This is a genomic window from Yoonia sp. (assembly GCF_030731595.1).
Lineage (GTDB): Bacteria > Pseudomonadota > Alphaproteobacteria > Rhodobacterales > Rhodobacteraceae > Yoonia.
Window position 1 is genome coordinate 1 of sequence record NZ_JANQTS010000100.1, and the last position, 12385, is coordinate 12385.

16 protein-coding genes are annotated in these 12385 nt (G+C 58.0%); 8 read left to right on the forward strand and 8 right to left on the reverse strand.

Annotated elements, in window-relative coordinates; all coding sequences use genetic code 11:
• Positions 1-684: hypothetical protein (locus NWQ23_RS11940; RefSeq protein WP_306166590.1), on the forward strand; the 684-nt coding region annotated here is incomplete at its 5' end.
• Positions 685-687: 3 nt separating this feature from the next.
• On the opposite strand, the gene NWQ23_RS11945 is transcribed toward NWQ23_RS11940, so the two are convergent.
• On the reverse strand, positions 688-945 hold the full coding sequence (locus NWQ23_RS11945) for a DUF2312 domain-containing protein (RefSeq protein ID WP_306166591.1): 258 nt from the start codon (positions 943-945) through the stop codon (positions 688-690).
• A gap of 108 nt (positions 946-1053) precedes the next feature.
• Between NWQ23_RS11945 and NWQ23_RS11950 the strand changes: the two genes are divergently transcribed.
• Positions 1054-1269, forward strand: coding sequence for a hypothetical protein (locus NWQ23_RS11950; protein WP_306166592.1), 216 nt, complete (start codon positions 1054-1056; stop codon positions 1267-1269).
• Here the strand turns inward: NWQ23_RS11950 and NWQ23_RS11955 are convergent.
• Entirely contained in the window at positions 1266-2315 is a 1050-nt protein-coding gene (locus tag NWQ23_RS11955) for a phosphotransferase family protein (RefSeq protein ID WP_306166593.1), read from the reverse strand. The genes NWQ23_RS11950 and NWQ23_RS11955 overlap by 4 nt on opposite strands.
• A gap of 99 nt (positions 2316-2414) precedes the next feature.
• On the opposite strand from NWQ23_RS11955, the gene NWQ23_RS11960 reads away from it, so the two are divergent.
• Positions 2415-3644, forward strand: coding sequence for an acyl-CoA dehydrogenase family protein (locus tag NWQ23_RS11960; RefSeq protein WP_306166594.1), 1230 nt, complete (start codon positions 2415-2417; stop codon positions 3642-3644).
• Here the strand turns inward: NWQ23_RS11960 and NWQ23_RS11965 are convergent.
• The gene (locus tag NWQ23_RS11965) at positions 3617-3934 is read right to left on the reverse strand and encodes a helix-turn-helix transcriptional regulator (RefSeq protein ID WP_306166595.1); all 318 of its coding nucleotides are present in this window, start codon (positions 3932-3934) and stop codon (positions 3617-3619) included. The genes NWQ23_RS11960 and NWQ23_RS11965 overlap by 28 nt on opposite strands.
• An 85-nt stretch (positions 3935-4019) precedes the next feature.
• Here NWQ23_RS11965 and NWQ23_RS11970 point away from each other — a divergent pair, with 85 nt between their 5' ends.
• From NWQ23_RS11970 to NWQ23_RS11985, 4 genes are read left to right on the forward strand one after another with little or no spacing between them, the layout of a single operon-like run.
• Entirely contained in the window at positions 4020-4883 is an 864-nt protein-coding gene (locus NWQ23_RS11970; protein ID WP_306166596.1) for an MBL fold metallo-hydrolase, read from the forward strand.
• A gap of 27 nt (positions 4884-4910) precedes the next feature.
• Positions 4911-5336, forward strand: coding sequence for a YeeE/YedE family protein (locus tag NWQ23_RS11975; RefSeq protein WP_306166597.1), 426 nt, complete (start codon positions 4911-4913; stop codon positions 5334-5336).
• Positions 5336-5767, forward strand: coding sequence for a DUF6691 family protein (locus tag NWQ23_RS11980; protein WP_306166598.1), 432 nt, complete (start codon positions 5336-5338; stop codon positions 5765-5767). The genes NWQ23_RS11975 and NWQ23_RS11980 overlap by 1 nt, the downstream gene beginning before the upstream one ends.
• Positions 5768-5777: 10 nt before the next feature.
• Positions 5778-6203 carry a TIGR01244 family sulfur transferase gene (locus NWQ23_RS11985; protein ID WP_306166599.1) on the forward strand — a complete coding sequence of 142 codons (426 nt, stop codon included), beginning with the start codon at positions 5778-5780 and terminating at the stop codon, positions 6201-6203.
• Between the two features lie 7 nt (positions 6204-6210).
• Here the strand turns inward: NWQ23_RS11985 and NWQ23_RS11990 are convergent, their stop codons facing one another.
• The 5 genes from NWQ23_RS11990 to NWQ23_RS12010 form a co-directional block, all read right to left on the reverse strand.
• The gene (locus NWQ23_RS11990) at positions 6211-7305 is read right to left on the reverse strand and encodes a FliM/FliN family flagellar motor C-terminal domain-containing protein (protein ID WP_306166600.1); all 1095 of its coding nucleotides are present in this window, start codon (positions 7303-7305) and stop codon (positions 6211-6213) included.
• 44 nt (positions 7306-7349) lie between these two features.
• The gene (locus tag NWQ23_RS11995; protein ID WP_306166601.1) at positions 7350-10046 is read right to left on the reverse strand and encodes a sensor histidine kinase; all 2697 of its coding nucleotides are present in this window, start codon (positions 10044-10046) and stop codon (positions 7350-7352) included.
• Complete coding sequence (locus NWQ23_RS12000) at positions 10043-10318, reverse strand: hypothetical protein (RefSeq protein ID WP_306166602.1); 276 nt, start codon at positions 10316-10318, stop codon at positions 10043-10045. The genes NWQ23_RS11995 and NWQ23_RS12000 overlap by 4 nt, the downstream gene beginning before the upstream one ends.
• Complete coding sequence (locus NWQ23_RS12005) at positions 10315-10683, reverse strand: response regulator transcription factor (RefSeq protein WP_306166603.1); 369 nt, start codon at positions 10681-10683, stop codon at positions 10315-10317. The genes NWQ23_RS12000 and NWQ23_RS12005 overlap by 4 nt, the downstream gene beginning before the upstream one ends.
• A gap of 81 nt (positions 10684-10764) precedes the next feature.
• Positions 10765-12069, reverse strand: a complete 1305-nt coding sequence (locus tag NWQ23_RS12010; protein ID WP_306166604.1) for a helix-turn-helix domain-containing protein — start codon at positions 12067-12069, stop codon at positions 10765-10767.
• Between the two features lie 221 nt (positions 12070-12290).
• On the opposite strand from NWQ23_RS12010, the gene NWQ23_RS12015 reads away from it, so the two are divergent.
• A partial coding sequence (locus NWQ23_RS12015) for a twin-arginine translocation signal domain-containing protein (protein WP_306166605.1) occupies positions 12291-12385 on the forward strand: 95 nt, incomplete at its 3' end.

The window sequence follows — 12385 nt, forward strand, 5'->3', positions numbered from 1 at the left end:
GATGCTATTGTCGAGGATGATGACATCACGCGGTTGGTGATGAGCAACGACAACTTTATCGCGGTTCCAAAGCGTATTTTCGATAGCGGGGTCTTTTATCCGCAAGCGGAAATGAAGGTGCGCGGCCTGCACCAGCTTTTTGCGACTGATCAGATTTCGCTGTTCATGGGACTGCGCAATCCAGTCAGCTTTTTGCAAGAAACAGCAAAACGCGCAGAAGCGACAAGCCTCGGCGCCTATCTTGGGCTGCAAGATCCCACAGACCTGATGTGGTCTGACGTGATCCGCCGCATCAAGCGTGCCGCCCCCGACACGCCGCTGTGTGTCTGGTGCAATGAAGACACCCCCCTGATCTGGGAAGACCTGATCCGGCGCATCTCGGGGATCGCAGCGGATAGCCCGATCTTGGGGGAATATGACGTCCTGTCCGGCATCATCTCCGAAACCGGGCTGGCCGCATTACAGGCGCGCATGGACGCGGACCCAACGGCTGATCGTGCGACAAGGCACAATATGATCGCCGACGTGATGGAAGAGCATGCCCTGCCGGAACAATACGAAGATCACATCGATTTGCCCGAGCTTGATGCTGATACGATCATCGAAATGACCGAAAACTACGAGGATGATCTGGAGGATATCGCGCAGATGGAGGGCGTGGAGCTGATTATGCCCTTCGCTTGACGCTTACATGCCAAGCGCGGCCTTATACATCTCCAAGACCGCTTCTTCCTCGGCCAGATCACCCGCGTCGCGCTTGCGGATCGCCACGATCTTGCGCAGGACTTTGGTGTCATAGCCACGCCCTTTGGCCTCTGCCATGACTTCTTTTTGTGCGTCCGCAATGTCTTTCTTTTCAGCCTCGAGCCGTTCGTAACGCTCCACAAACTGGCGCAGTTCCTGCCCTGCAACGGTGCTGGCGGTATCGATCACGGAATCGTTCATCAAAGCTCTCCTGAAAAGTTGCCTTTGACTAGCGCCTGCCCTGATCCCCTGCAACCCTTGCGAAGATACGCCACGCGCGGTAGGTCGCTCAAAACGGCGGGAGTTGTCATGGAAATCATTGTTTGGATCGGCGCGGCCCTTTCGGCTTTGGGCCTATGTGGCATCATCTACAGTATCGTCGCTGTGGCCCGTGCAAAACGCGCGGGATTGCCCGATGAAGAGTTGCGCGCGCGCATTGCGAAAATCCTGCCGGTGAACCTGATTGCGCTCTTTATCTCGATGATCGGCCTGATGGCTGTCATCGTTGGCGTGCTGCTGGGTTAGAGTTCCGCACCTTCGTACATGATAATCGTGGCCATCGCGGCGAGCGCTGGAACAGCCGCCCCGTATTTGCGCGCCATCGCCGGGTTTGAAGCATTTCCCGCTGCCGCGCGCGCGGCGACACCAGCCAGAATCGCAGCGAGCCGGAAGAAAGCAAAGACAAGGTAGAACGGCCAATCAGCAATGGTGCCCAAACCGCGGCGCCGAATGTAGTCGGCCACATAGGCGGCCTCGCTTGGCAGACCGTACCCCGCGCGGTCCACCCCGCCCAGACCGCGCATGTCCCCCTTGTTCGGCAGCCGCCACTGCATGCATTGATAGGCCAGATCGGCCATCGGATGCCCCAGCGTCGAAAGCTCCCAGTCCAGAACGCCCGCGATTGTCGGTGCCTGGGGCGAAAAGATCATGTTGTCCAGCCGCCAGTCCCCGTGAACAAGCGAGACCTGCCCGTCATCAGCGGGCATATGCGCCTCGAGCCAAGCCATGATCTCTAACATCGCATCCATGGGGGTATCGGTCGATGCAAGATACTGTTTGCTCCACCTGTCCAGCTGACGGGCAAAATAATTGCCCGGCTTGCCGTAATCCCCAAGCCCGATGCTTTCGACATCAAGATCGTGCAACGCGGCGAGTGCTGCGTTCATGGCATCGTAAATCGCCGTTCTCTCTTGGCGATCACAGTCGGGCAACGCCGGATCCCAAAAGATCCGCCCCGGCAGATAGCGCATCACAAAAAACGCGCGTTTGCTGGGTGATTGATCCGCGGGTGCCAAATGCAAAACCTCTGGCACTGGCACGGCAGTCTTGGCGAGGGCCTGCATGACGCGGTATTCCCGCTCGACCGCATGGGCCGAGGGCAACAACCGCCCCGGTGGTTTGCTGCGCAGAACATAGGTCCCGCTTTTTGCCATCAACTGATAGGTCGGGTTCGATTGGCCGGTGCCGAATTTCACGACCTCTGTCAGCCCTTCGAATTCATCGATGACCTGCCCCAGATAGGCATCCAGATCGCTGAAACTGATCCCGAGGTTCTTTGCGGCTTCTTTCATATCCGCTATTTGGGCCACCTGCCCCGCTTTGTGCAAGCGATTGATTGACACCCGGCCCGCGCGGTGCACGATGGCCCAAGCCAAGCGGGAGGTGCAGGAATGGATCTGGGACAGACAGAACGGCTCAAACCAATACTTGCCGCAGTCAAGGCCATGATCACCGAAGAGATCGCACCGCTTGATACGGAATTCCTGTCCGAGGTGAGCGTCGGCGACCGTTGGCGCTTTACCCCGCGCCAGACTGAAATTCTGGAAGGTCTGAAGGCCAAAGCAAAAGACCGCGGCCTTTGGAATTTCTGGGATACCTTCCGCGACGGGCCTAGCCTGACCACGGTCGAATACGCCTATCTGGCCGAGGAAATGGGCAAAAGCCATCTGGCCGCCGAGGTGTTCAACTGCAACGCCCCCGACACTGGCAATATGGAGGTGTTTGCCCGCTACGGTACCGAGGCCATGAAAGAGCGCTGGCTGAAACCCCTGATGGCGGGCGCGATCCGGTCTGCCTATCTGATGACGGAACCGGATGTGGCAAGCTCTGACGCTACAAACATCGCGATGCGCTGCGAAAGGGACGGCGATCATTATGTCCTGAACGGGCAAAAATGGTGGGCCACAGGGGCCGGAGACCCGCGCTGTGCGGTGCATATCGTGATGGTGCGCACCCGCGATGACGGGCCAAAGCACCAGCGCCATTCCATGATCGTGGTCCCCGCCGATACCCCCGGCATCATCAAGCTGCGCCCGATGGAAGTTTACGGGCATGATGACGCCCCTCACGGGCATATGCATTTCCGCTATGACAATGTGCGGGTCCGGGCTGAAAACCTGCTCCTTGGCGAAGGGCGCGGATTCGAGATCGCCCAAGGCAGGCTTGGGCCTGGGCGCATCCACCATTGCATGCGCGCGATTGGACAGGCGGAAAAAGCGCTCGAGTTGATGTGCGCGCGCGCTGTCGCCCGCGAGGCCTTTGGCAAGCCGCTGGCCCAGTTGGGCGAGAACTATGACATCATTGCCAAGGCGCGCATGGATATCGAACAGGCGCGACTGTTATGTCTCAAAGCCGCCTGGATGATGGATCAGGGCGATAAACGGGCCGCAGCCCCCTGGATCAGCCAGATCAAGGTTGTCGCTCCGCAAGTGGCGCTGGATATCACAGACAAAGCGATCCAGATGTACGGCGCGGCCGGGGTATCGCAGGACACCCCCCTTGCCCGCCAATGGACGCACCTGCGGACATTGCGTTTGGCTGATGGGCCGGATGCCGTCCATCGCAGACAAGTGGCCAGAGCCGAACTGGCCGCCTATTCGGTCGGGCAAAACAGCTCGTAAATGCGCTCCAGCAGCGGCCGCACGCGCGGATCGGCCAAACGGTAATGCATGCTGCGGCCGTCGCGTTCACAGGCAACCAGACCTTCGTTGCGCAAACGCAAAAGCTGACCAGAGACATAGGATTGGCTGGCACCGATGGTCTCCTCCAGTTCTCCTACGGTCATTTCGCCTGGGACGAGGGCGCACAAGATGCGCAAACGGCCCGGGTTGGACAAAGACTTGAGAAGCTCTGCGGCCTCGGCGGCGGCTGCATCCATCGGATCGGCCATGATTTGTATCGGATTTTCCATATCCATCCATACCTTACAATTAAACACATTTCAACATTGAAATGTATATTCTATCAACTATGTTAGTACCCAAAGGAGATTCGAAATGACACCAGAAGTGAAACCGTTCTTTGACGACGCCACAAACACTGTGTCCTATGTGGTGCGCGAACCGCAAGGACGCAACTGCGCCATTGTCGATAGCGTCCTCGATTACGATCAGGCCTCTGGCCGGACCAATACACAGTCGGCCGACGCCATCATCGCATGGATCAAGGCCGAAGACCTGCACGTTGCATGGATATTGGAGAGTCATGTCCATGCCGATCACCTGTCGGCTGCCCCCTATCTGCAAGAGCACCTGGGCGGGAAAATCGGGATCGGCGCCAATATCACGATCGTGCAAGATACATTCGGCAAGGTCTTTAACGAAGGCACCGCATTCCAGCGCGATGGATCCCAGTTTGATGCGCTGTTCGCCGATGGGGACAGTTTCCACATCGGACAGATGCGCACGGACGTCATGCACACACCCGGCCATACGCCTGCTTGCCTAACCTATGTTATCGGTGATGCGGCCTTTGTCGGCGATACTCTGTTTATGCCGGACTTTGGTACAGCGCGCTGTGATTTCCCCGGTGGCTCTGCCGAGGACCTTTATACCTCGATCCAGAAGATCCTGTCGCTTCCTGACGCCACGCGGATCTTTGTCGGCCACGATTACAAGGCACCGGGGCGTGATGAATTTGCATGGGAAACCACCGTGGGCGAGCAAAAGGCGCTGAACGTGCACATCGGCGCAGGGCGCCCGATGGAAGAATTCGTGGCAATGCGGCAAGAACGCGATGCCAAACTGGGGATGCCGCGGCTGATTTTGCCATCGCTGCAAACCAACATGCGCGCAGGCCATTTCCCAGAGCCTGAAGACAACGGGCAAAGCTACTTCAAAGTGCCGATCAACGCGCTTTGACGTCAACAAAAGGATAAGGACTATATCATGCCAATGGAATGGATCATGGGGCTCGTCGGTGGCGTGCTCATCGGCACGGCTGCGGCCATCTTCTTGCTCGTCAACGGCAGGGTGATGGGTGCATCCGGCATCATCGGCGGCCTGGTGGATGGCAGCGGGCGCAGTGACTGGTTCGAACGGGTGGCCTTGATCGCTGGCTTGATCATCGTGCCGGGGATCGCAGCTTGGGCCGTGGGTGGCAGCCAGACCTATCTGACAAGCAATTGGGCTGTGATCATCGTCGCGGGCCTTCTTGTCGGGATCGGCACGCGGCTTGCGAATGGCTGTACCTCTGGCCACGGCGTTTGTGGCATCTCGCGGCTGTCGCTACGCGGGATCATCGCGACGGCCTTTTATATCGGCGCAGGCGGTCTCACGGTCGTTCTGTTCAAACACATCTTGGGAGTCATCTGATGCGCAGTCTTGTTTCATTTATCGTCGGCGCGCTTTTTGGGCTGGGTCTGCTGATTTCCGGCATGACCCAAACCACCAGAGTGCAAGGCTGGCTTGATGTTTTTGGTGACTGGGACCCGACCTTGGCCTTTGTCATGGGCGGCGCGATCATTCCGATGGCCATTGCATGGCAATTCACCCGTGGCCGCAAGCCTGTGCTTGCTGCCAGCTTTCCCGCACCACCAGAACCCCGCGTTGGGCGGAACCTCGTGATTGGGTCAACGCTCTTTGGCGTGGGCTGGGGTTTGGCCGGTCTCTGCCCCGGTCCGGCCATGGCGTCGCTGACGTTTGGTGGCGCTGGCGGTTGGCTCTTTGTGGGCGCGATGTTTGCAGGCATGCTTGCAGCACCACCCATCAGGGCACGTCTGGACCAACAGCTCGTTCCCGTTTAGAGAGCTTGTCATGCATATTCGTCAACTGACCCCAACTTACGCCGTTTCGCCCCAAATCGGGATCGAGGACATTCAGGCAATCGCGGATGCTGGTTTCAAAACCATCATCTGCAACCGACCCGATGCGGAGAACCCGCCGGGCTTGGCCGCAACTGTCGTTGCAGCGGCGGCCAAAGACGCCGGATTGGCTTTTGTCGACAATCCGGTCACCCATCAGGGCCTGAACATGGATATGGTCGCGCTGCAGAAGGCGACGATGGACACGTCTGACGGGCCGACGCTGGCCTACTGCGCCTCTGGCACGCGGTCCTCGATTGTCTGGGCCATGGGTCAGGCCAAAGAGATGCCGGCGGATGAGATCATCGCCGCCGCCGCCGCCGCAGGATATGACCTTGGCGGCTTGCGCCCGCAACTGAACGCGCTGGCGGGCGCATAGGGTCCATCTAGGCAGGTTCGTCGTCTGAAAAGATCGGATGATCCGGACCTGCCATGAAGTCCGGCATATCCCCGTCTGCAGCGTCCAGGGCGAAATCGGCGTCATCCGCCGGAAATGCCGACATGGGCTCTGATGCCAGCATCATCGCGTCCGCAACCGGGTCTGGCTCCGGGCTATAGCCTATGGGCCCAAGGGATGGCGTGCCGGCGGCCAGCTCTGTCAGCTGCGGCACGGGCGCTGCTTGCAGACGCACGGCGCGTTTGCCACCGATCTGGCCCAGCTTGGCCTGCGCGACCTCCTTTCCATCGGGATCAAGCAGGCGGACCGAATGCACGGTACATCCCGGCAAAGGCAGGACATCCCCTATTTTGAGCGTCTCTGCCCGCGCCAGCGAAATGGGGAAACGGTGCAACTGCGCGTCCAGACACGCGGGCGTGTCATGGACCACTTGCTCAAAAGCGGTCTGCCAATCCACCTCTGGCGGTTGGGCCGAAACGGGATCGGGATCATGATGCACCAGAGGTAAAGTCATGACCAAGAGGCCCTGGCGATCAGCGAGATCCAGATCCACACGCATCCGCACCACGCGGTAGTCACGATCTTGCAGGATCAGACCCGCAGCGCGCGTGCTTTGAATCTGGTCACCCAGCACGACACCGTCGGTCCAGCCTTCGAGTGAGGTGCCAATGACCGCGTGCGGAAAGGCATCGAGGAAGGTCAAAAGCAGCGGATCGCAAAGCGTCTTGTCGGTGCGCGTGGGCGGGCGATCATCAGCCTTTTGTGCGATCAAAGCCCCGGTTGTCTGCATCTCAAGCACAGCCGCGCGCATCTGCATATCAAGCGCGATCATCCCAACCGACCGGCCGGATACCATCAAGCCAAGCAACATCAATCCGTCCTCGAGAGAGCCCAGCATGTCGTCAAGCTGCATCACCTCTTCCGCCACGCTGGATACCACGACAGACAATCCAACAGCGTCATTGGCGGCCTTGGTCAGTGCCATCCGCACCGCACGCGAAGAGGTCAGCGGATTTTCCGCAACGTCCTTGGGGTGCGAGCGGGTCATCCGTCGCATCAATAGCGTATGTGTGTCTTGGGTCATCGGCCTGCCAAAGATGATTTGCACCGACCTTACCGCGTCAGAGGTTACGTTTCTTCTAACGCGTCCACTCTTTGAACATGCGGCAAACGCACGCGGAATGATGCCCCGGACTTATGTGCCACATAGGTGACATCCCCGCCAAGCCGCTGCATGATTTCGCGACAGATCGCAAGGCCAAGCCCGGCGCCACCCGCTTTGGACCCGTCAGCCACCCGCGAGAATTTTTCAAAGATCAACGCGCGTTTCTCGGGCGCAATCCCGCTGCCATTGTCTATGAAGTCGACCGTGCAAGTCTGTCCTTCACGAGTGACTTTGATCTTCAACTGAGGTTTCTTGGCGTCGCAATATTTGCGTGCATTTGAAATCAGATTGATGAAAACCTGTACAAGACGGTCCAGATCAGTGGTCAGGACCACATCTTCTGTCTTTGGATCGCGGACAACTTTCAGCACACCGTCCTGCAAACCCGCCGCCCCGAGAGCCCGATCCAGCAAGTCGGACATCCGGCCTGTTTGCTCACGCAGAACCACCTGTCCGTGTTCAAGCACCGCAAGGTCCAGCAGATCATCAAGCAGGCGTGTCAGGCGCTCGGCCTCGGCGTGAATGATCGCGGCATAGCGGCGATATTCGTCCTGAGACATCTCTCCTTCGCGCAGAATGTCCGAGAACGACCGGATAGATGTCATCGGAGTACGCAGTTCATGGCTGATCTGGCTCAGAAACGCATCCTTCTGGATGGAAAGCGCGGTCAGCTTTTCATTGGCCGCACGCAATGCACGGGCGGTGCTTTCCTGTTCTTTCGATTTTGCTTCGAGGCGGTTGGAGTATTCGAGGATTTGCGCCGCCTCATCGGCGACCGCAATAAGATCTTCAACAGAGACGCTGCTGCCGCCGATCAGTTGCAGGATCATCGCGTGCGCTGTCGCCGCCCCGACAGATCCTGCCAACTCACGCTCTAGTTTCTCGATAAAGGTGGGCGTGACCTCTGGCAGATAGCCGCTCTTGCCCTGATCAAGCGCCTCTTGCTCGAAAAGTGCCTGCGCTTCCGCGCTGCCCATGATCCGCTGCGACATGATCAATAGATCTTCTGCCCCCGTCGCGGCATTGGTCCAAGCGGGCGCTGCGGTCGAGTGGTCAAAGACGTTGACAAATTGTGCGCCTTGAAGCCGCTCCAAAGGTGCGGGAAACGTCAGCAAAGAGCAGATGACGAACATCGCCGTGTTCAAGAGCATTGACCAGAAGATACCATGCACCAAAGGATCAAGCCCGCTGATCCCGAAAAGTGCCTCCGGTCGCAGGATCGAAAGCCCGAAAAGACCGTGGTCCATCACCGCTTGGCTGATCACTGCATCCGTTCCGAAAGTGGGCAAGAACAAAGTCCACAACCAGACGATCAGCCCTGTCACCAAGCCGGCAGCCGCGCCGATGCCGGTTGCGCCGCGCCAGAATATCCCCCCGATCATCGCAGGCAGAACCTGAACCGTCCCGGTAAAGGAGATCAAACCGATTGTGGCGAGCGCCGTGCCACCAACTGAAAACCGATAGTAAAGATATCCCAACCCAAGGATGCCGGCCACGGTCAGACGACGCGACAGCAGAATGACATGACGCACATCACCAGACATAACCGCATGTTGATTGGCCTGAAGCCGCAACCAGATTGGAACGACAATATGGTTCGATACCATCGTCGCCAAGGCGATGGTCGCAACGATCACCATGGATGTTGCGGACGAAAAGCCTCCCAGAAATGACAAAACAGCAAGACCATCACGCCCTTCGCTGAGGGGAACCGTCACTACAAAAAGGTCCGGGTTGCTGCCGGGCGGCATCAAGTCCAGCCCAACCACAGCAATCGGCACGACGAAAAGGCTCATCACAAACAAATACAGCGGAAACGCCCAGCTTGCGATTTGCAGATGCCGCTCGTCGGCGTTTTCAACAACAAGGACCTGATACATCCGGGGCAGGCACAGGAAAGCGGCCGCTGACAGGAAAATCAGGCTGATCCACCGGCCGCCATCGTTGTGCCACAAGACAATGTCCGAGTTGTCGATCCGGTCGAGAATTTCGCTCGGCCCTCCCCCGATCCCCCAAACCACGAAGACACCGACCGCAACCAGCGCAAGAAGCTTTACAACAGCCTCGACCGCAATTGCCATGACGACACCGTGGTGGCGTTCGTTGGCGTCAAGATTGCGGGTTCCGAAAATGACCGTGAAGACGGCAAGACCCACAGATGTCCAGACGGCCGCCGCATTAAAGTCGGCCTCGTTCCAGTTTGCCCCTCCGGTTTCCGCAAAAACAGCAAAAGACAGGGTGACGGATTGCAGTTGCAGGGCAATATAAGGCGTCGCTGCAATCACCGAGATGACGGTCACGATCATTCCCAATTGCGTTGACTTGCCGAAACGGGACGACACCAGATCAGCAATAGATGTGATGCGTTGCGCGCGCCCGATCCGCACCAGTCGGCGCAAGATCCACCACCACCCCACCATCACCAGCGTGGGGCCCAGATAGATTGTCACAAATTCCAATCCGGATCGCGCAGCATAGCCAACCGCGCCATAAAACGTCCAAGCGGTGCAATAGATGCTGATCGAGAGCGTATAAATCCAAGGGGAAGACACCCAACTGTTCTGCCCTGCCTTGGCGCGGCGCTCTGCCAGAAACGCGATAAAGAACAAGAACACAACATAGCCAAGCGCGATGGCAATCAGAGCGTTGAAGGACATCATGGCTCGGGCGGCCCATTATCGTCTTCTGTACGGTCTGGGCGTATCAGACTGGTCAAAACACCCGAGACAGCGATCAATGCAAACCAGGCTCCAAAAACATAGATAAGCCCCAGCGACCCGACCTTCTGATCTGGTCCTTGGGTCGTCCAGGCAAGTGGAATTGCAAAAAGAACAATACCGACAAAAGGCAAGAGCTTGGACGCATCCCGCAGGCGGCGCTGCCGGTAGCTGGCCCGTTGCAGAAAAACCGTAGGCTTGGGTTTGCGGCTCATGCCTCCATCAGGCTGCGGACATAGTCGCGCACCTCGGCATTCGAGAACGGTTTGGTCATGAAGTGATTGGCCCCAAGACGCAGCGCCAGTTCACGATCTTTTTCCTGACCGCGCGCAGTAAGCATCATCACAGGGATATCTTTTGTCACAGGGCTGGCGCGCAAATCACGCAGAATATCAAAGCCGCTGCGCCCGGGCAGCATGACGTCAAGAATGATCATGTCAGGTGGCAAACCAAGGACCTTGTCCATCGCGGTTGTTCCATCCTCATGGGTGTGAACAGTCCAGCCGTCGCGCGACAGTATGAAACTGATCGCCTCAATGATGTTCGGTTCATCCTCGATCAGAAGGACGCGTTTGCCCATCCCATCGCCTCCCATTTCCCTCATCCTGCCCGAAGGCGAGGATCCTACACGTTTCGACTATCACGTGTATTCCGAACGCTGTCAAAGTCCCGTTTTGCCGATGATCCCCATAAATGCGGGTTCGCGGCGACTGGCACAATCGATCCGTGGACAAATCCGGCATGATACCCCGATTGGACGCGGTGCTTTTTCAGCTTCGGGAGGGTCGGGAAAGACAATCATCGTGCTTTGCAACGGAGGCACAAAATCAAACTCTGCCAGCCCTTGAGGTTCCGCGACAGCGTAACACAACACCCGGGTGCTATTGGGCGCGGGGAGCACGGCGTCCAAACGGAGCGGTTGCAGCGGGCGGCTGAGTGCGCCGAATAAAGGCCAAAGCGGGCAAGCGCCGCCTGAACGGGGCAGGGAGAATCCCGGGACCGGCTTTGCATAGGTGAGCGCACCGGATGCATCACATATCGCCAAGCCGATGGGCGGGTGATCTTTGTCGCGCGGCAGATGCGCGAGCCGCCGCATGACTGTGGCCAAAGGCACCCCGAATTCTTGTGCAAGGAGTGCCGGATGATACCCCGTCCGCCTGCACGCCTTTTCAAAGGGTCCAAGCGGAAGCAGTGCGGCGTCCCCCGCATAGCGTTCCGCAATCGTTTGGAAATGCTGTGCAGCAGCACCCGTGAAACCCGCTTCATTGACGACCCGCGCAACATCGGGCTGATCGCTTTCAAGTTGCGCCAGATGAAACCCGGTCTTGGCCAAATAGCTTTCGACTTGCTCAAAAGGTGTTCCGGCCTGTTCGACCAGCGTTTGGGGCGCTTCAAGATAGGTGATCAGTGCCTCGCTACTTGCCGCCAGACGCACGCTGTCTTTGTGGATGTTTTCATGAAACCGGCGCTGCCAGTCCTGATCAAGCTCCTCGGTTCCCACAAGAATGGAGGCCGAAGACCGGATCGCGCTGACAGCCGAAATCACTTCGTGGAGCGATCCGGCCAATTGCGGATCATAGGCAAGACGGTCGGTCAGCACGCGCAATTTTTCATCAAGCATTTCGATCCGGCGCGCCTGGGTCGCAATGAGCCTGCTCCACCCCGGATAGCGGGCCGCCAATTCCTCGGTCCGGTCTACTTCGGCCTGGCCGCCCGAGACGGCAGCCGCACTGCGCATCTCGTCCAGCATCTCGCGATCCGCGCCATCAATCAAAAGGGAGGTATCAACGCCCAGAACGCGGGCCAGATCAGCCAGAAGTTTTCCGCCGATTCTGCGGCGATTGTGTTCTATCAGGTTCAAATAAGATGGAGAGATACCTACTGTTTCCGCTACCGCAGCCTGCCTGAGACCGCGGTCAAGACGCTTTTCTCGGATGCGTGAGCCTACAAGCCTTTGGGTTGGCACGGCAAATTCCTCTTGTAGTTTCAGTGTCTTTCTGCGGATGCAAGAAAACGGATTGACTATTTTTACACTTCATTTGTGCATGATTTTACAAATAAGTCTAGCGCCCTCAATGGTTTGTTGCTGAAACCGGACGAACTGACCCAAACTGATAATTGTACTGTAAAAGTGCTTGTTGCCGGGCGGTTAGGCCCAACCAACAGAAAACTCTAGGGAGGATAATAATGTCCAATTCGAACTTCTCGCGTCGTGGCGTGCTCAAAACTGGTATGGCTGCCGGTGCTGGCCTCACATTGCCGACATATTTGCGCGCACAAGA

Excerpts from the sequence above, each read along its gene's own strand:
- NWQ23_RS11970 (WP_306166596.1), top strand. The coding sequence starts at position 4,020 with ATGACACCAGAAGTGAAACCGTTCTTTGACGACGCCACAAACACTGTG.
- NWQ23_RS11995 (WP_306166601.1), bottom strand. The coding sequence starts at position 10,046 with ATGATGTCCTTCAACGCTCTGATTGCCATCGCGCTTGGCTATGTTGTG.
- NWQ23_RS11985 (WP_306166599.1), top strand. The coding sequence starts at position 5,778 with ATGCATATTCGTCAACTGACCCCAACTTACGCCGTTTCGCCCCAAATC.
- NWQ23_RS12000 (WP_306166602.1), bottom strand. The coding sequence starts at position 10,318 with ATGAGCCGCAAACCCAAGCCTACGGTTTTTCTGCAACGGGCCAGCTAC.
- NWQ23_RS11990 (WP_306166600.1), bottom strand. The coding sequence starts at position 7,305 with ATGACCCAAGACACACATACGCTATTGATGCGACGGATGACCCGCTCG.
- NWQ23_RS11955 (WP_306166593.1), bottom strand. The coding sequence starts at position 2,315 with ATGAAAGAAGCCGCAAAGAACCTCGGGATCAGTTTCAGCGATCTGGAT.
- NWQ23_RS11980 (WP_306166598.1), top strand. The coding sequence starts at position 5,336 with ATGCGCAGTCTTGTTTCATTTATCGTCGGCGCGCTTTTTGGGCTGGGT.
- NWQ23_RS12005 (WP_306166603.1), bottom strand. The coding sequence starts at position 10,683 with ATGGGCAAACGCGTCCTTCTGATCGAGGATGAACCGAACATCATTGAG.
- NWQ23_RS11965 (WP_306166595.1), bottom strand. The coding sequence starts at position 3,934 with ATGGAAAATCCGATACAAATCATGGCCGATCCGATGGATGCAGCCGCC.
- NWQ23_RS11945 (WP_306166591.1), bottom strand. The coding sequence starts at position 945 with ATGAACGATTCCGTGATCGATACCGCCAGCACCGTTGCAGGGCAGGAA.
- NWQ23_RS11960 (WP_306166594.1), top strand. The coding sequence starts at position 2,415 with ATGGATCTGGGACAGACAGAACGGCTCAAACCAATACTTGCCGCAGTC.
- NWQ23_RS11975 (WP_306166597.1), top strand. The coding sequence starts at position 4,911 with ATGCCAATGGAATGGATCATGGGGCTCGTCGGTGGCGTGCTCATCGGC.
- NWQ23_RS11950 (WP_306166592.1), top strand. The coding sequence starts at position 1,054 with ATGGAAATCATTGTTTGGATCGGCGCGGCCCTTTCGGCTTTGGGCCTA.